Source organism: Rhizobacter sp. P2_G4, assembly GCF_056403575.1.
Genome location: NZ_JBFUFG010000008.1, coordinates 96,597 through 114,203, shown reverse-complemented (window position 1 = coordinate 114,203; position 17,607 = coordinate 96,597). Strand labels below are relative to the sequence as shown.

Below are 17,607 nucleotides of genomic sequence, written 5' to 3'. Positions count from 1 at the left end.
CCCGCTGGTAGCGCTGCCTCACAATCCCGCCCTGGGCACTGCCAATTGCGGCGGTGCCACCGCCCACTTCAGCGCCCTGATTCTCAGACGCCGCCCATGCCTGTCAGCCGATCGCTCATCGCTCCCACCGCCAACCCGCTGCTCGAGCGGGCATTGCGTGACAAGCTGAAGCGGCGCAGCGAAACCACAGGCAAGCTCGGCGAACTCGAGCCTCTGGCGGTGCGCCTGGGCCTCGTTCAAAACTCCCTCAAGCCCCGCTTCAAGGCGCCGCAGATTGCCCTGTTCGCGTCGGATCATGGATTGGCGGTCGACGGCATCAGTGCAGCCGGCCAGCCGCCCACAGCGCGCTTGGTGCAAAGCCTGTTGACGTCGCAGCTCCCGGTCTCGGTGTTCGCGCGCATCCAGGGCATGGAACTCAGCGTCGTCGATTGCGGCGTGGCTGAACCCGTCGCCCCGCATCCTCGGCTGCTCGCCCGCAAGATCGCCCATGGCACGCGCAACTCACGCGTCAACATGGCCATGACGCTCGATCAGGCTCATGCCGCCATCCGTGCCGGCATGGAGATCGCCGATTCGATGGCAGGCAACCTCATCGCCTGCGCCGGTGTCGGCGTGGGTTCGCACGAAAGCGCCGCGCTGGTGCTGGCAGCGCTGTCCGGCGAGCCGGTGCACAACCTCGTGATGTCGCCCACATTGACGCCCGAGGACGAAGGCCGGCTGATGATGGTGCTGCAAACCGCCCAGGCTCGCCATCGCGAACTGACCGATCCGGTCGAGGTTCTGGCAGCCTTTGGCGGCTTCGAGATTGCGATGATGGTCGGCGTGATGCTCGTCGCTTCCAGCAAGCGGCGCCTCATCATGGTCGACGGCATGCCGGCCTGTGCCGCGCTGCTCGTGGCCGCACGCATCGCGCCCACCGTCACCGACTATTGCGTGTTCTGCCGCAGCCACGGCCATCCTGGCCTGTCGGTCACGCTTGGCTTGTTCAAGACGCTAGCCCTGCTCGAGTTGGGCATGGAGAGCACCGACGGCACCGGTGCCACGCTGGCTTTCCCGTTGGTACAGAGTTCTGCTGCGTTGCTGACTGAAGTGGCGGAAGGCGAAGACGCCGGGCCGTCGCAGCCCGCCGACATGCCGCCTTCAGGCCCTGGCCGCCTCTAGGCGGCAAGCTTCAACCCGACGATCAGCGCGACGAGTTCGGGTTGCCCATGCCCGGCCGCTGCATGCGGGGACCAGGCGGCTGCGGCGGCGGGGCTTCATTGGCCGGCATCGGCCGCTGAGCCATGGCTGGCACCGGTGGAACCGGCGCCGCCGTTGACGCCCCTTCGACCGCAAGCTTGGGCAATGACCCAGTGGCCGGGGCAGGCAAGGCGGGAATCTCCAACGTAAAGGCGGAACCACCCTGCGCCGATCCAATCGAAGCGCTGCGCAGACTCACGTTCTGCAACACCAATTGATCTTCGACACGAGCACCCGAGGTGAACGCACGCGCCGGCTTGCCATCAATGGAAATGAGCGCTACCCCAGGTGTCATGCCCTCTGGGCTGGCTTTAGCCGCCATCACCCCAAGAAGACGAAAACGACTGCTCATCGCGGGCGCGGCGGCCACCGCAGCCACCGGTTCCGCACCGAGCAGGCGAGAGAGGTCCCCGCGCACCGGGGCGGATTCACTGACAACGACGGCATTCATCGGTACCGGATCCGGGCGCACGAGAAAACGCATGCCCCAGAACACGGTCGCCAAAGCCACCAAAGCCCAAATCACGAAAGCTGACAATCGCGCAATCATCGGACGATTATGATTCAACGCCTTAACCGTACGCCACCCATGCCTGTCATGAAATCTTTCGCCAAGCTTCACGCACCGCGCCAAGCCCGCGGCTTCACCCTGATCGAACTGATGGTGGTGCTGGTGATCATCGGCGTGCTGGCGGCGCTGATTGCCCCCAACGTGCTCGACCGCGCCGATGACGCGCGCGTTACTGCCGCCCGTACCGACGTCAACAACATCATGCAGGCGCTCAAGCTCTACAAGCTCGACAACCAGCGCTACCCGTCCAGCGAACAAGGGCTGCAAGCCCTGGTGGCCAAGCCCACGGTGGGCGCCATTCCCCCCAACTGGAAGCCCTATGTGCCCAAGCTTCAGAACGACCCCTGGGGCCGGCCCTACCAGTACGCCAACCCCGGCGTGAAAGGCGAGATCGATGTGTACAGCTTGGGTGCCGACGGCCAGATCGGTGGCGAAGGCAAAGACGCTGAAATCGGCTCCTGGCAGTAAATCCCGGGGCGGCCGCGTAGGTGTCCGTCGCGAGGCGGGCTTTACGCTCATCGAACTGATGGTGGTGGTGACGCTGATCGCCATCGCATCCGGCCTGATGAGCCTGGCGCTGCGCGACCCCGCGGGCACGCAACTCGAGAACGAAGCAGCACGCCTTGTGGCACTTCTCGAATCGGCGCGCGCCGAATCGCGCGCCTCTGGCATATCTGTTCGCTGGGAACCGCACGCTGCCGAAGCCAATGCCAATACGACGGCTGATGCCGATGAAGGCTTCCGATTTGTCGGCGTCATCAACACCGCCGACTTCCCCAACCACTGGCTGGGCAACGGCGTGTCGGCCGAGATCGTCGGGGCGCGCGCCGTGCTGCTCGGGCCGGAGCCCATGATTGCGCCGCAGCGCATCATCCTGCGGCTCGAAGACCAGCGTCTCGCCCTGGCAACCGATGGCCTCGGGCCGTTTGTCGTCGTCGACAACGACGCCGCGCCGAAACCATGACGCGCCGCATCCCGCGCTCCCAGCGAGGCTTCACGCTGATCGAGGTCATGGTGGCGCTCGCCATCGTGGCCGTCACGCTCGGTGCGGGCATGAAGGCCGCGGGCGCGCTGGCCGACAACGCACAGCGAATGATCGAGGTCACTTCGGCGCAATGGTGCGCCGAGAACCAGCTCACAGAACTCCGGCTGACGAAGTTCTTCCAGGTGCCCACCGAGATCGAGTTCACCTGCGAGCAACTGGGTGTTTCGTACAAGGGCAAGCTGGTTTCGCGCCGCACACCGAACCCGAACTTCCTGCGGGCCGACGCTCAGATTTCCAACGAAAACGATCGGCCTGTGCTCACCTTGTCGACAGTGCTGGGCCGTTGACCGTGCGAACGCCCTCACGTTTGAAGCCGCGCGGTTTCACGCTCATTGAAGTGCTCGTCGCGATGATGATCATGGCCATCCTAGCGATGATGGCGTGGCAAGGTGTCGACGGCATCGTCAACACCCGTGCTGCTAGCCAGGCACGGCTCGAGCAGCTGCTGCGCCTCAACACCGTGTTGGCGCAGTTCGAACAGGACCTTCAGGCCTCGCAAGACAGCGGCGCGCTGCCGCAAACACTGCCCAGCTTCGACGGCATCTCGATGCGCCTCACACGGCGCGTCCCCGAGGGCCTGCAACTCGTCGTGTGGTCGTTGCGCGGGGGCACCTGGCTGCGTTGGGCGGGGCCGGCCGTCACGAGCACGCGTGCCCTGCAAGACAACTGGCTCACGAGCCAGCAGTTCATCGGCAACGAGACGGGCCAGCTTCGCACGCTCACCGGCATCACGGAGTGGCAGGCCTACTGCTACCGCGGGTCGGCGTGGAGCAATTGCCAGTCGAGCGCAGGCACCACGACGACTCAGCCGGGCGTCGTGCCGGCCGGAGGCACGTCGGTTGTCGACCCGCTCAAAGGCGTTCGCGTCGTGCTCAGTTTTGGCGAAGGCAGCGGCTTCAACGGCAGCATGACGCGAGAGATCGCGCTGGGTCCGCAATGACGCAAGCCCTGCGCAATCGCCAGCGTGGCGCAGCCCTGTTGCTGGCCATGATCATCGTCACTCTGGTGGCGACGCTCGCTGTGTCGATGGTGTGGCAGCAGTGGCGCGCGGTGCAGACCGAGACAGCCGAACGAGCGCGCTCGCAATCGGCGTGGATTCTCTCCGGCGCGCTCGATTGGGCCGGCCTCATTCTGAAAGAAGATGCCCGCCCCTCGGCAGGCCATGTCGATCACCTCGGCGAGCCGTGGGCCGTGCCGTTGGCTGAAGCCCGCCTGTCGACCTTTCTCGCCGCCGACAAGGACAACACCGACGACGGCCCCGAGGCGTTCCTCTCGGGCACCATCACCGACGCGCAATCTCGCTTCAACCTTCGCAATCTGGTCGATGCCAGCGGCCAGATCTCGCTACCCGACCAGGTGATCCTTCGCAGGCTTTGCGAAAACGTGAACATCACACCTGCGGTCGCCGATCTGCTGGCCAACGGACTCAAGGCCGCTTACGCCACGCCGGGTACGCCGGGCGCGCCAGCCGATCCGCCGTTGGTGCCCAAGCGCGTCTCGCAACTCACTTGGCTGGGGATCGATCCACAGGCCCTGCAACGCCTTGAGCCGCACATCGTGCTGCTGCCCGAAGCCACCAAGGTCAACATCAACACCGCCAGCCGTGAAGTGATCGCCGCAGCCATCCCGGGGCTCAACGTCGGGGACGCCGAACGCCTCGTTCAGTACCGCCAGCGCACGCCTTTCAAGAAGGCACAGGACATCCAGAGCCAATTGCCGGGTGTGAAGCTGGAGGACCTGCAGGGGGTGAACTGGGAGTCTCGGTACTTCGAGGTGCGCGGGCGCCTCCGACTCTCGGACCGCGTGCTGGAACAGCGCTCGCTGGTGGAGCGCAGTGCGCGAACCATCAACGTGCTGAGCACCGAGCGCGTCAGCTCGAACGACAGCGGCCGCTGAGTTCATAACGAAACCCGTTGCAACAAGCACTACAAGAAAACGCCGCAAGCCTTTGATTCGGGTGGGTTTGTACGGCCGCTCACTTACATTTCCGCTACCCTCGCATCCTGTATGAGCACGCTCGTCGTCCAAATCCCATCACGCGCCAGGTTGCAGGCCCGCAACCCGGGCCAAGTTGCGTCCGAAAGCGGCCTCAGCACCGAGTACCCGTATGCCCTGAGCCCCGACGGCTTGGCACTCTCGTCGCAGGGCCGCTGTTCCATTGCCTTGCTGCCCAAGGCCGCCGGTGCGGTGGCCGTGCTGGCAGATTCCGATGTGAGCTGGCACCGCATCACCCTCCCCAAGGCGCCAGCAGCGCGCCTGCCGGCCGCGCTCATCGGCGTGCTGGAAGAAGCCTTGCTGGAAGAAGCCGCGAGCGTGCACATCGCCGTCGCCCCCGACGCCACGGCTGGCGAGCCGACCTGGGTGGCCGTGGTCGACCGCGCCTGGTTGACCAGCGAACTCGCCATGCTCGAGAAGGCCCATGTGTTCATCGACCGCGTGGTGCCGATGTCGTGGCCCGACGAGCCGCCGACCGGCCACTTCGCAGAACTCGGTGACGCCTCGCAAGGCGCCACGCTGACCTGGGCTCATCCCGACGGCGTGGCCCAGATCAGCCTGCAGGGCACCCTGGCCCGCTCGCTGCTGCCCAACCCTTTGCCCGAAGGGGTGCGCTGGAGCGCGACACCAGCGACGGCCGCGGCGGCCGAGCGCTGGCTTGGCGTGCCGGTCACGGTGATGGACTGGCCGCAGCGCGCGCTGCAGGCCTCGCGCTCGCTGTGGAACCTGCGCCAATTCGGGCTGGCCCGGAAGAACCGCGGCACGCGGGCGCTGCGCGACGTGTGGCGGCAGTTCTTGAACCCCGCCTGGAAGCCCATGCGCTACGGGCTGGTGGCGCTGGTGGTGGTGCAGGTGCTGGGGCTCAACCTGTGGGCCGCCCATCAGCACCGCACCATCGAAACCAAGCGTGAAGCCATGGTCAAGCTGCTGCAAAGCGCGCACCCCCAGGTGCGCGGCGTGCTCGACGCGCCGCTGCAGATGCAGCGCGAGACCGACACCCTGCGCGCTGCCGCCGGCAAGCCCGGTGAAGCCGACCTCGAGCCCATGCTGCAGGCAGCTGCGTCGGCCTGGCCCGGCGACCGGCCCGCCGTCGACGGGTTGAGCTACGAGCCCGGCAAGCTGACGCTCTCAGCCGCCGGCTGGGACCCATCGCAGATCGATCAATTCCGCAATCAGCTGCAGCCTCGCGGCTGGCAGATCGAAGCCGTCAACGGAAATGTCGTCATGAGCCGCTCTACTTCCAACTCCAACGCGGGGCGCACACCATGATCGGCCGCAAGGTCAACCTGCCGACGCCGGTCAAGGCGTTGAGCACCGAAGCATCCGAGCGCTGGCGTGCCCTGCCCCCGCGCGAGCGCCTGGGCCTCACGCTGGCGGGCATCGCGATCGGCATCGCGGTACTGTGGATGATCGCCGTGGGACCGGCCCTGCGCACTCTGCGTGAAACGCCCGCCCAGATCGACGCGCTCGATGCACAGCTGCAATCCATGCAGCGCCTGGCCGCCGAAGCGCGCGACCTGCGCGGGGCGGCGCCGGTGGCGGCCACACAGGCCGCACTGGCGCTGAAGTCAGCCACCGACCGCCTTGGCGACAAAGGCCGCATCAACATGCAAGGCGATCGCGCCACGCTCACACTCAACGGCGTCACCGGCGACGGACTGCGCGCCTGGCTGACGGAAGCACGCAGCGGCGCCCGCGCCCGCCCGATCGAGGCGCGGCTCACGCGCGGCCCGCAAGGCTACGCCGGCACGCTGGTGGTCAGCATCGGCGGAGGTCAGTGATGGCACGTGCCCTGCCACGCCGCGGCCTCAAGCGCCGTTTTGCCTCCAGCGCCGTCTCCACGCAGTGGCAGGAGTCGTCATTCGCCGAATTGGCCTGGGAGAAATCTCGCAATGCGGCATCGCGCTGGGCTCTTACGGGCGCCTTGCTGGGTCTCCTGATCGGCCTCATCGTCTTTGCGCCGGCCACCTGGTTGGCCGGTGCGGTGTCGAGCGCCACCGGCCAGCGTGTGCAGCTTGCCGACGCGCGCGGAACCATCTGGTCCGGCAGTGCCGTGGCCGTGCTCACCGGCGGGCCGGGCAGCCGGGACGCGAGCGCGCTGCCGGGCCGGATTGAATGGTCGCTCGGGTTCAAGGGCCTGGGCTTCGAGTTGCGCCTGCGGCAGGCTTGCTGCCTCAACAGCTCGGTGAACCTGCTGGTGAAGCCCGGCCTGGGTCGTTTCTCGATCACGCTGGCGCCCAAGCCTGACTGGATCGGCCAGTGGCCAGGCTCCTTCCTCGGCGGCATGGGCACGCCCTGGAACACGCTGCAATTGGGCGGCTCGCTGCGTCTCGTCTCCACCACCGGCTTGAAGATGGAATGGGTGCAAGGCCGCTGGATCATCGACGGCCAGGCCGATATCGAGATGATCGGCGCCTCGTCCCGCGTGTCCACCCTCGAGCCGCTGGGCAGCTACCGCTTCAGCGTCTCGGGCAGCCCGGCGGCGCCGACCCAGCTGCGCCTGAGCACGCTCGATGGCGCCCTGCAGTTGACAGGTGAGGGCACTGCCGGCCCCAATGGAGTGCGGTTCCGCGGCGAAGCCCGCGCCGCCACCGAAGCCGATGAGGCCGCCCTGAACAACCTGCTCAACATCATCGGGCGGCGCAACGGCGCCGTGTCTGTTATTTCGATCGGATAAGCATGAACAAAAGTTCCACCCTTCGAACACCGCGACGGCCGCTCACCGCCGCGTTCGCCGCCGCGATGCTGGTCACCTCGCTCGCCCCGACCCCGATGGCTTTCGCGCAGCAACCGAAGGAATCACGCTTCAAAGGCGAGCCCGTCACACTGAACTTCGTCAACGCCGAGATCGAGGGCGTGACCCGCGCCATGGGCGCCATCCTGAACCAGCAGTTCGTCGTCGACCCGCGCGTCAAGGGCAACATCACGCTCTTCAGCGAACAGCCGCTGTCACCGCGCGAGGCCTACCTCAACTTCCTCGCGGCGCTGCGCGGCCTGGGTTTCACCGTCGTCGAATCGGGTGGTCTGTTCAAGGTGGTGCCTGAGGCAGACGCCAAGCTGCAGTCGAGCACGGTGACGGTGGGTTCATCGGTCACGCGCCAGGGCGACCAGGTGCTGACGCAGATCTTCAAGCTCAGCCACGAGAACGCCAACAACCTGGTGCCGGTGCTGCGCCCGCTGATCAGCCCCAATAACACCATCAACGCCAACACTGGCAACAACACGCTGGTCGTCACCGACTACGCCGACAACCTCGCGCGCATCGGCAAGATCATCGCGGCGATGGACACGCCGAGTTCGGGCGACGTCGAGATCATTCCGCTCAAGTACGCCGTGGCCACCGATCTGGCCACGATGGTGCAGCGCCTGAGCGATGGCGGTTCCACAGCAGCGCCGGTACCAGGCGTCGGTGCCACCTCGTCGATCCTGGTCGACGCGCGCAGCAACGCGCTCATCGTGCGCGCCTCGACACCGGCCCGCATGGCGAGCATCAAGGCCATCGTCGAGAAGCTGGACCAGCCGACCCAGGGCAGCAACCCGATGGGCAACATCTACGTCGTCTATCTGAAGAACGCCGACGCAGCCAAGCTCGCCACGGTGCTGCGTGCCGCCTATGGCGCCGGCTCGGGTTCGAGCGGAGGCAGCGGTGGCGGTGGAACGAGCAGCACGCCAACGGCATCACCCACGGCGCAGACCAATACGTCGAACAGCGGCGGTGCCTCGGCCCAGGCCACGGCACCGCTCAGCGCCTCTGCCTCGCCATCGACGGGCGGCTTCGTGCAAGCCGACCCGGCGACCAATTCGCTGATCATCACGGCCCCGGAGCCGATGTACCGCCAGCTGCGCGCCGTGATTGACCAGCTCGACTCGCGCCGTGCGCAGGTATATGTGGAGTCGCTGATCGTCGAGGTCGATCCCAGCACGACGGCGAGCTTTGGCATCCAGTGGCAAGGCATCCTGGGCAAGAACGGCGACACCAATGTCGTCGGCGTAGGCACAAATTACGGCAGCGGGCTCAACAACATCCTGAACGGGTCGGTCGCGGTTGCCCAGGGCACCAAGGCCGTCGGCACTGCACTGGCGGCTGGCCTACCGAGCGCCGGCTTCAACATCGGTTTGGCCCACAAGATCGGCAACATCTACACGCTCGGTGCACTGGCCCAGGCGCTGAGTTCGACCTCGGGTACCAACATCCTGTCGACACCGAATCTCGTCACGCTCGACAACGAAGAGGCCAAGATCGTCGTCGGCCAGAACGTTCCCTTCATCACCGGTTCGTTCACCAGCACGGGCACCGGCACCACCAATCCGTTCCAGACCATCGAGCGCAAGGACGTCGGCATCACGCTGCGCATCAAACCGCAGATCGGCGAGAACGGCACCGTGCGCATGACGATCTTCCAGGAGTCGTCATCCGTCGCCACCACCACGGCGGCAGGCACCGACAACGCCGGCCCGACGACCAACAAGCGCTCGATCGACTCGACCATCGTCGTCGATGACGGCCAGATCGTCGTGCTCGGCGGCCTGATCGAAGACACCTACAACACGACGCGTTCCAAGGTCCCCCTGCTCGGCGACATCCCGTTCCTTGGCGCGCTGTTCCGCAGCGAAACCCGCGAGCGCAAGAAGACCAACCTGATGGTGTTCCTGCGCCCGGTGGTCATGCGCGACCAGGCCGCGGCCAACCGCGTGTCGCTCGATCGCTACGACTACATCCGCGGCGAGCAGCAGGCAGCCCAGCCACCGTACAACGGCGTGCTCGGGATCAACCAGTCGCCGCAATTGCCTCCCATCCGCCCTGACGTCGCCACCCCCACGGGCGTGCCGCGCCCGCTGGGTGATAGCCCGCCGCAACCACCGGTGGCCGTGCCGTCGGTGCCGCCGCCCGCATCCGCACCTGCCAGCGGCGCCACGCCAGCCCCAGTGAGCAACTGACCATGGGCGCACGACATCCCCTGCCCTACGCCTACGCCAAGGCGCACAACCTGCTGCTCGAGGACGATGGCGAGCGCCTGGTGCTGTGGGCGCCCGAGACGGTGTCGCTGCCGGCGCTGAGCGAGGTGCTGCGCTTGTACCAGATCGACTCGCTGGAGCGCGAGGCGGCGTCGACGCTCGGCAACCGCATTGCGGCCGCCTATGCGGGCGGTGAGTCGAGCGCCGCCACGGTGATCGGCGAGGTCGAAAGCAAGGTCGACCTGAGCCGCATGATGCAAGACCTGCCGGCCGTCGAAGACCTGCTGGAAGCCGCGAACGACGCGCCCATCATCCGCATGCTCAACGCCCTGCTCACGCAGGCGGCCAAAGACGGCGCGAGCGACATCCACATCGAGCCCTACGAGCGTTCGAGCTCCGTGCGCTTCCGTGTCGACGGCACGCTGCGCGAGGTGGTGCAGCCCAACAAGGCGCTGCACGCCGCGCTGATCTCGCGCCTGAAGATCATGGCCGAGCTCGACATCTCCGAGAAGCGCCTGCCGCAAGACGGCCGCATCTCGCTGCGCATCGGCGGCCGCGCGGTCGACGTGCGGGTGTCGACGCTGGCCTCCTCGCACGGCGAGCGTGCCGTGCTGCGTCTGCTCGACAAGGGCGAGTCCAAGTTCACGCTCGAAGGCCTGGGCATGGGTGGCGACACGCTGAAGAACTTCGACAAGCTGGTGCAGCAGCCGCACGGCATCGTGCTCGTCACAGGCCCGACCGGCTCCGGCAAGACCACCACGCTGTACGCATCGCTCGGCCGCATCGACACCGGCACGACCAATGTGCTGACGGTGGAAGACCCGGTCGAATACGAACTCGGTGGCATCGGCCAGACCCAGGTCAATTCGAAGATTGACCTCACCTTCGCCAAGGCACTGCGCGCCATCCTCCGGCAAGACCCGGACGTCATCATGATCGGCGAAATCCGCGACTACGAAACCGCGCAGATCGCGGTGCAGGCGTCGCTCACGGGCCACCTGGTGCTCGCCACGCTGCACACCAACGACGCGCCCAGCGCTGTCACCCGACTCACCGACATGGGCATCGAGCCCTTCCTGCTCAGCTCCAGCCTCTTGGGCGTGCTGGCCCAGCGCTTGGTGCGCAAGCTATGCCCGCATTGCAAGAAGCAAGACGCGAAAGGCCGCTGGCACCCCGTGGGCTGCAGCGAATGCGGCCAGAGCGGCTACAAGGGCCGCACGGGCGTCTACGAGCTGATGGTGGCCGACGACAAGGTGCGCGGCCTGATCCACGCACGTGCTGCCGAGTCGCAGATCTTCGTCGCAGCCGAAGCCAACGGCATGCGCTCCATGCGCGAAGACGGCGAACGGCTCGTCGCCGAAGGCATCACATCGCCTGAAGAAGTGATGCGGGTCACGAGGGAATGATGAAGGCTCTGCCACGGCCCAATACTCGCCGCGCGGGCATCGAGCCCGCAGGACTCGCCGGCCGTTGCGCTGGTCGATCCCCGTAAACGGGGCCTCTCGCCCTTCGCTTCACGTCCTATGCCCGCCTACAAATTCGAAGCGCTGAACGCCGCCGGCAAGACCAGCACCGGCCTGCTCGAAGCCGACAACATGAAGGCCGCTCGCGCGCAGCTGCGCGCGCAAGCCCTTGTGCCGCTGGACGTAACCCAGGTTGCGTCGGCCGGCACCCAGGCCACCGGCGGATTGCGCCTCACGCGCCGCGTCTTCAATTCCACCGGCCTGGCGGTGTGGACACGCCAGCTTGCCGGCCTGGTCGGCTCCGGCTTGCCGTTGGAACGCGCCCTCACTGCCCTGAGCGAAGAGGCCGAAGACCAGCGCCAGCGCGAACTGGTGGCGCATCTGCGCAGCGAGGTGAATGCCGGTTCGCCATTTGCGCGCGCCCTCGCGAGCGCCCCGCGGGAGTTCGACGACGTCTACCGCGCCGTGGTCGCCGCCGGCGAGCAGAGCGGTGCGCTCGGCACGGTGCTCGAACGCCTGGCAGACGACCTGGAAGAGCGCCAGGCCCTGCAGGCGAAGCTGATCGGCGCCACGCTCTACCCCGCCATCGTCTCGTTGATCGCGGTGGTGATCGTGATCTTTCTCGTCACCTATGTGGTGCCGCAGGTGGCCTCGGTGTTCACCAACTCCAAGCGCGCCCTGCCCGGCCTCACCGTGGCCATGCTGGCGCTCAGCGCCTTCATCCGCAGCTACGGCTGGCTGCTGCTGCTGGGGATCATTGCAGCGGTGGTGGCACTCAGGCTGATGCTTCGCAACGAGGTCTTCCGCGAGCAGTTCGACGCCAGCTGGCTCACGCTGCCACTGATTGGCAAACTGGCCCGCGGCTACAACGCAGCGCGCTTCTCCGGCACGCTGGCCATGCTGGCCGGCGCCGGCGTGCCCATCCTGAAAGCGCTGCAGGCGGCGGCGGAAACGCTCTCCAACCGCGCGATGCGCGCCGACGCCATGGACGCGCTGGTGCAGGTGCGCGAAGGCGCGCCGCTTGCCTCGGCCTTGGCCGGCAAGAAGCGCTTCCCCGGGCTGTTGTCCATGTTCGCCCGCCTGGGCGAACAAACCGGCCAGCTGCCGCAGATGCTCGACCGCGCCGCCCGCCAGACCGGCATGGAAGTGCAGCGCCGCGCCATGGCCATCGCCACCATCCTCGAGCCCTTGCTCATCGTCGCCATGGGTGGCATCGTGATGTTGATCGTGCTGGCGGTGCTGTTGCCGATCATTCAGCTCAATACCTGGGTGAAGTAGGCCCCCCAGTCGCTTTGCTCCTGCCCCCGAGGGGCGCCGCCTGGCGGACCGGCGAAGCCGGCTCCGCTGGCGTTGCTTGATCGATGCCTGCGTTGCTCGACATTGTCGTGATTGGCATGGGTCGTGCATGCCCTTCGATTGCAAAGTGGGTGGCATTTCGGGTTGTTATCGATGGCTGCGCAGCCGCGTTGTTTGCTTCAATGAATCCGCGGTCTGCGTTTTCTGGAGGTCACATGAGCGCATCCAAGGGCTTGGTCACCGTGTCTTCGGGCACACATCGCGGCAGCATTCCAATTGCTCGCATGCGCAGCCTCTACCGCGTCGACGATGTCGGCCGCAAGCTCGACAAGCTTCCCGACAAGGAGCACGAAGGCCTGCGCTCCACCTACGAGCGCATGATCGAGAAGGGCCCCGAGCGCTTCCAGGTCAAGCCTTCCGGCCTGCCGGCCATGGACCACCTCTACGACGACCTGCCCAACTTCTCGGACGTGCTCGACGACGTGAAGCGCCAGATCGCGCTCTGTGAAGACAGCCGCGACGCACTCGAGATCACGCCCCTGCTGCTGCTCGGCCCGCCGGGCGTCGGCAAGACGCATTTCGCCCGCGAGCTCTCGATGCTGCTGGGCACCGGCATGGGCTTCATCTCGATGAGTTCGCTGACGGCCGGCTGGGTGCTCTCCGGCGCCTCGAGCCAGTGGAAAGGCGCGCGCCCCGGCAAAGTCTTCGAGACCCTGGTCGACGGCCAGTACGCCAACCCGGTGATGGTGGTCGACGAGATCGACAAGGCCGGTGGCGAGCACGCCTATGACCCGCTCGGCGCGCTGTACAGCCTGCTGGAACACGACACCGCAGGCAGTTTTACCGACGAATTTGCCGAAGTGCCCATCGACGCGAGCCAGGTGATCTGGGTCGCCACCGCCAACGACGGCCGCAGCATCCCCGAACCCATCCTCAACCGGATGAACGTGTATGAGGTGCTGGCACCCGACCGCGACGCCGCACGGCACATCGCCGCCAAGCTCTACCGCAGCATCCGCGCCGACCACGACTGGGGCAGCCGCTTCGCGCCAGAGCCCGGCAACGACGTGCTTGACTGCATGAGCGAGATGGCCCCGCGCGAGATGCGCCGCGCCTGGATGACGGCCTTCGGCAATGCCAAGCTGGCTCGCCGCGACCGCATCGAACCTTGCGACCTCCCCGAGGCCGGGTTCAAGAAGTCGAGCATCGGCTTCGTGCAGTAAACCGCCGCCAACGCAACCAACGAAACGAAGTGCCCGCACCGGCGAAACACCGGTGAATCGGGCCGGCGCGATGCTGTGGGCTCCTGATACCCGGAGCCTTTTCACCATGACCCCTGTCCAGATCGGACACGTGCGCCGCAGCTTCGCGCTGATCGAACCGATTGCGCCCCAAGCCGCAGCCTTGTTCTACGAGAACCTTTTCACCGCCGACCCGAGCCTGCGCAAGCTGTTCGAAGGCAACATGCATCAGCAGGGCGACCGCCTGATGACGATGATCGGCGCCGCCGTCGACCTGCTCGACCAGCCCGACAACCTGATCCCGGTGCTGCGCAAGCTGGGTGCGCGCCACGTGAACTACGGCGTGCGCGACGAGCACTACACCACCGTCGGTGGTGCGCTGCTGAAGACGCTGGGGCAAGGCCTGGGTGCCGCCTACACCGACGACGTGCACGCCGCGTGGGTAGCGCTCTACCGCGTGGTCAGCCACACGATGATGGATGCGGCGCAAGGCGTCTCGTCGGCCCGCGCAGCCTGAGGCGACTGCGGCCGTGCAAGCTCAGACGACGAGCTTTGCCACGGCCGCCAGCAGGTCGCTCTTGGAGAAGGGCTTGTCGAGCCCGATGCAATGCGCTTTGCGCAAGAACTCGCTCGCACCCGGAGACAAGGTGTCGCCGGTGACGAACAGCATGCGCCGCGCGAGGGTCGGGTACTTCTGCGAGACTTCGCGCCACAGCGTGGCGCCGTCCATGTCGGGCATGCGCAGGTCGGAAACGATGGCATCGAAGCGCGCCGTCTCCAGCAACGCGAGTGCCACGGCGCCCGATTCGGCCGTCGCCACTTCGTAGCCCGCGCCTTCCAGCATGTCGCGCATCAGGCCGGCGATCTCGAGTTCGTCGTCGACGACCAGCACGCGCGATTGCGGCAAGGCCTCGGCACCGTGCAGCGGCATCGGCTCCGAATCCTGCACACGTTCACCGCTGATCGGCAGGTTGAGCCGGAAGGTCGCGCCGCCTTCGTAGGCCGTGGGCTCCAGCGTCAGGTCGCCGCCGTGGTCGCGCGCCAGCGAGCGTGACACAGCCAGGCCCAGGCCGGTGCCGATGCCTTCGGGCTTGGTGGTGAAGAAAGGCTCGAACAGCTTGTCGCGCAACTCGGGCAACACGCCCGGCCCGTTGTCGGACACACGCAGCCACACGCGCGGCTCACGGTTCTCGCGCCGCACCTCGACACCGGTTTCGATGTGCACGCGGCGCTCACCCGTGGTGGCGGACAGCGCCTGCTGCGCATTCACCAGCAGGTTGAGCACGATCTGGCCGATCTGGTCGCCGTCGGCCTTCACGCTCGGCAGGCCGTCGATCAACTGCAGCCGCATCTCGACTCCGTGGCTGCGGTAGCTGTAGCTCAGCATCTCGGCCGCGGCGCGCGTCAGGTCGTTGAGCGACACGCTTTCGCGCGTGGCGGGCTTGCTGCGCGCCATGTTGAGGAAGGTGCGCACGATGCGCCCGCAGCGCTCGGCCGCTTCGCGGATGCGCTGCACATCGCCGCGCAGGTCGGGGTCGTTGCACTTCTCTTCGAGCAGGCTGGCGCGGCCCATCACGATCGCCAGCGGGTTGTTCAACTCGTGCGCCACGCCGGCCAGCAGGCTGCCCATGGCCGAGAGCTTTTCGCTCTGGCGCAGCGCGTCGCGCTGGCGCTCGATCTGCTGTGTGGCGTTGGAGCGCTCGGTCACGTCGACGAGCGACGCGGTGTAGTAGGCCGTGCCACCGACGTTCGTGCGCCACAGCACCATCTCGATCGGGAATTCGGTGCCGTCGGCCCGCAGCGCATGCAGCTCCATGCGCTTGCCGAGCACGCGGCCCTCGCCGCCGGTTTCCAGGCGGCGAATGCCGGCTTCATGCGGTGCGCGGTAACGCTCGGGCATGATGACTTCGCTCACCGGCCGGCCCACCACCTCGGCGCGCTTGCGGCCGAACATGGCCTCCGCCGCCGGGTTGAATTCGACGATCACGCCGTGGCCATCGGTCGAGATGAGCGCTGCCAAAGCGTGGTCGACGATCGCCGCCTTCAACGCCTCGCTCGCCTGCAATTGGCCCAGCTGTTCGGCGAGCTGCTCCTCGCGCATCTTGAGCTCGGTGTGGTCGCGGCCGAACACCACGATGCCTTGCACCTCGGCACCGGCGGGCGCAAACGGCACCATGGTTTCCTGCAGGAAGCGGCGCCCGCGGTGCGGGTACTCGACCCAGCCCTGCCAGCGCAGCGTGTCGCCGGCGAACAGGCGCTCTGCCCACGGCAGGTAACCGGCATACGTGGCCTCGCCGAGCACGGTCGACAGGTGCTTGCCGATCACCTGCTCGGCTGGGCGGCCGTAGAACTCAAGCGCCTCGCGGTTCGCGTAGATGAAGCAGTGGTCGCGCCCCACCACCGCCACGCGGGCGGTGATGTTGTCGAGCAGCGCGCTCATCAACTCGGGCGCAAGCGCCGGCAGAGGCGATTTGTCTTTGCCCCACTGCGCAGGGCCGGTCCAGACGAATTCGCGCTCCAGACTTTTCATCGGGTGCCCGTCACGTCGCTACAGGCGTGGCGGGCACGAACACATAACCCACGTTGCGCACGGTCTTCAGCACCTCGGGCTTGTCGGGGTTGGTTTCTATCTTGCGGCGCAGCCGCATCACGCGCAGGTCGATGGAGCGGTCGAACACGTCCCAGCCGCGGTTGTGCGCCTGCTCCATGATCTGGTCGCGGTTGAGTGGGCGGTTGGGGTTGCGGGCGAAGAGCGCCAGCAGGTCGAACTCGGCGGCGCTGATCTCGATCTCGTTGCTGTCGACACCGAACAGGCGGCGTTCGTCCAAGTCGAGCTGGCAGACGCCGAACTGCACGCGCCGGGATTCGACCGCCTGCGCCGCCGCGGCAGGTTGCGACGCCTTCAGCCGCCGCAGCACGGCGCGCGCTCGCGCCAGCAGCTCGCGCATCTCGAAGGGCTTGGGGATGTAGTCGTCGGCACCCAGCTCGAGGCCGACCACACGGTCGACCGACTCGCCGGCGGTGGTGAGCATCATCAGGCCGACGCGCGGGTGGGCGTCGCGCAGCCAGCGCGCGAGCGACAAGCCGTTTTCGCCGGGCATGTTGATGTCGAGGATGGCCAGGTCAGGCAGGGATTCGGCGATGGCTGCGCGCGCCGCCAGCGCGTCGGGCGCGGTGCGGACTGCAAAACCGTGGCGGCCGAAGTACTCGCTCAGCAGTGAGCGCAGCTCGGGTTCATCGTCCACCACCAGAACGGTGATGCCGGTGCTGGCGTCGCCCTGTGGCATGGCTTGCGCTCCCGTGTGCAGTGTTGGCTGGAGCGGATCATATCGGTCTGCCGACGGAGCGCAGCGTGCCCGGTCCGCGCGGCTCAGCACGGCGCTGAGCCAATCGCGCGAAGGCGAGCCGGACTGCGGATGCGAAGCGACGGCGTTCACAGCCACACCCGCCACATCGTCGACAACCGTCCCACGATCAAGCGGCACCGTGGGTCAGCGCCAGGTCTTCGGCGAAGGCTTCGCTGCGAAACACCAGCGGGCGGGTCTCGGCGAAGTCGGGGCGGTGCTGGCGCACGTCACGCGAGCCCGCTGCGGCTCGACGGCCAGAGCGGGCCGATCGGCCAGACGTCGATGCCTGGCGGGCGAAGATGCGTTGCAGCGTGAGGGTGACAAGCTCGGTCATGAAAGGCTCCGGGATCGGGCAGCGCGGGGTTGCTTCTGCCTATCTCGCCACTGTCGCGCTGCCCGGTATCGGTGCCGTTTCGAGTCCAGCCTCGGCGTGTTTCGTTTGTTTCACAGCGGC

18 protein-coding genes are annotated in these 17,607 nt (G+C 67.0%); 14 read left to right on the top strand and 4 right to left on the bottom strand.

From position 1 onward, the window contains the following. Positions 1–96: 96 nt before the first annotated feature. Positions 97–1,161 (top strand): nicotinate-nucleotide--dimethylbenzimidazole phosphoribosyltransferase, encoded by a 1,065-nt coding sequence (locus AC1DYS_RS24570; RefSeq protein ID WP_047490926.1) that lies wholly within the window; start codon positions 97–99, stop codon positions 1,159–1,161. Between the two features lie 22 nt (positions 1,162–1,183). On the opposite strand, the gene AC1DYS_RS24565 is transcribed toward AC1DYS_RS24570, so the two are convergent. Beyond that, entirely contained in the window at positions 1,184–1,789 is a 606-nt protein-coding gene (locus AC1DYS_RS24565) for a type II secretion system protein N (RefSeq protein WP_477904036.1), read from the bottom strand. Between the two features lie 48 nt (positions 1,790–1,837). Here AC1DYS_RS24565 and gspG point away from each other — a divergent pair, with 48 nt between their 5' ends. The 13 genes from gspG (at position 1,838) to AC1DYS_RS24500 (ending at position 14,323) form a co-directional block, all read left to right on the top strand. Continuing rightward, positions 1,838–2,278, top strand: coding sequence for a type II secretion system major pseudopilin GspG (gene gspG, locus AC1DYS_RS24560; RefSeq protein ID WP_047490932.1), 441 nt, complete (start codon positions 1,838–1,840; stop codon positions 2,276–2,278). After that, a complete protein-coding gene (locus AC1DYS_RS24555; protein ID WP_477904033.1) occupies positions 2,205–2,774 on the top strand; it encodes a pilus assembly FimT family protein in 570 nt (189 codons plus the stop codon). Before gspG ends, AC1DYS_RS24555 begins: the two co-directional genes overlap by 74 nt. Beyond that, positions 2,771–3,142, top strand: coding sequence for a type II secretion system minor pseudopilin GspI (gene gspI / locus AC1DYS_RS24550; RefSeq protein ID WP_477904031.1), 372 nt, complete (start codon positions 2,771–2,773; stop codon positions 3,140–3,142). Before AC1DYS_RS24555 ends, gspI begins: the two co-directional genes overlap by 4 nt. 2 nt (positions 3,143–3,144) lie before the next feature. Next, entirely contained in the window at positions 3,145–3,795 is a 651-nt protein-coding gene (locus tag AC1DYS_RS24545; RefSeq protein ID WP_477904029.1) for a PulJ/GspJ family protein, read from the top strand. Continuing rightward, complete coding sequence (gene gspK / locus AC1DYS_RS24540; protein WP_477904027.1) at positions 3,792–4,751, top strand: type II secretion system minor pseudopilin GspK; 960 nt, start codon at positions 3,792–3,794, stop codon at positions 4,749–4,751. Before AC1DYS_RS24545 ends, gspK begins: the two co-directional genes overlap by 4 nt. Before the next feature lie 111 nt (positions 4,752–4,862). After that, a complete protein-coding gene (gene gspL, locus AC1DYS_RS24535; RefSeq protein ID WP_477904025.1) occupies positions 4,863–6,119 on the top strand; it encodes a type II secretion system protein GspL in 1,257 nt (418 codons plus the stop codon). Beyond that, positions 6,116–6,631, top strand: a complete 516-nt coding sequence (locus AC1DYS_RS24530) for a type II secretion system protein M (RefSeq protein ID WP_477904023.1) — start codon at positions 6,116–6,118, stop codon at positions 6,629–6,631. The genes gspL and AC1DYS_RS24530 overlap by 4 nt, the downstream gene beginning before the upstream one ends. Then, positions 6,631–7,527 (top strand): type II secretion system protein N, encoded by an 897-nt coding sequence (gspN, locus tag AC1DYS_RS24525; protein ID WP_477904021.1) that lies wholly within the window; start codon positions 6,631–6,633, stop codon positions 7,525–7,527. Before AC1DYS_RS24530 ends, gspN begins: the two co-directional genes overlap by 1 nt. Positions 7,528–7,529: 2 nt before the next feature. Beyond that, on the top strand, positions 7,530–9,788 hold the full coding sequence (gspD, locus tag AC1DYS_RS24520) for a type II secretion system secretin GspD (RefSeq protein ID WP_477904019.1): 2,259 nt from the start codon (positions 7,530–7,532) through the stop codon (positions 9,786–9,788). A 2-nt stretch (positions 9,789–9,790) separates the two neighbouring features. Continuing rightward, complete coding sequence (gene gspE, locus AC1DYS_RS24515; RefSeq protein WP_047490951.1) at positions 9,791–11,212, top strand: type II secretion system ATPase GspE; 1,422 nt, start codon at positions 9,791–9,793, stop codon at positions 11,210–11,212. A gap of 117 nt (positions 11,213–11,329) precedes the next feature. Then, positions 11,330–12,547 (top strand): type II secretion system inner membrane protein GspF, encoded by a 1,218-nt coding sequence (gspF, locus tag AC1DYS_RS24510; RefSeq protein WP_477904017.1) that lies wholly within the window; start codon positions 11,330–11,332, stop codon positions 12,545–12,547. A gap of 233 nt (positions 12,548–12,780) precedes the next feature. Beyond that, positions 12,781–13,788 carry an AAA family ATPase gene (locus AC1DYS_RS24505; protein ID WP_047490957.1) on the top strand — a complete coding sequence of 336 codons (1,008 nt, stop codon included), beginning with the start codon at positions 12,781–12,783 and terminating at the stop codon, positions 13,786–13,788. A 106-nt stretch (positions 13,789–13,894) separates the two neighbouring features. Beyond that, the gene (locus AC1DYS_RS24500; RefSeq protein ID WP_477904016.1) at positions 13,895–14,323 is read left to right on the top strand and encodes a globin family protein; all 429 of its coding nucleotides are present in this window, start codon (positions 13,895–13,897) and stop codon (positions 14,321–14,323) included. Positions 14,324–14,344: 21 nt separating this feature from the next. Here AC1DYS_RS24500 and AC1DYS_RS24495 read toward each other — a convergent pair whose 3' ends face one another. The 3 genes from AC1DYS_RS24495 to AC1DYS_RS24485 form a co-directional block, all read right to left on the bottom strand. Continuing rightward, on the bottom strand, positions 14,345–16,336 hold the full coding sequence (locus AC1DYS_RS24495) for a hybrid sensor histidine kinase/response regulator (RefSeq protein ID WP_477904014.1): 1,992 nt from the start codon (positions 16,334–16,336) through the stop codon (positions 14,345–14,347). 10 nt (positions 16,337–16,346) lie between these two features. After that, positions 16,347–17,093: a response regulator gene (locus tag AC1DYS_RS24490; protein WP_477904012.1), complete on the bottom strand. Its 747-nt coding sequence runs from the start codon at positions 17,091–17,093 to the stop codon at positions 16,347–16,349. Between the two features lie 187 nt (positions 17,094–17,280). Further along, the gene (locus AC1DYS_RS24485) at positions 17,281–17,487 is read right to left on the bottom strand and encodes a hypothetical protein (protein ID WP_477904010.1); all 207 of its coding nucleotides are present in this window, start codon (positions 17,485–17,487) and stop codon (positions 17,281–17,283) included. Between the last annotated feature and the right edge of the window lie 120 nt (positions 17,488–17,607).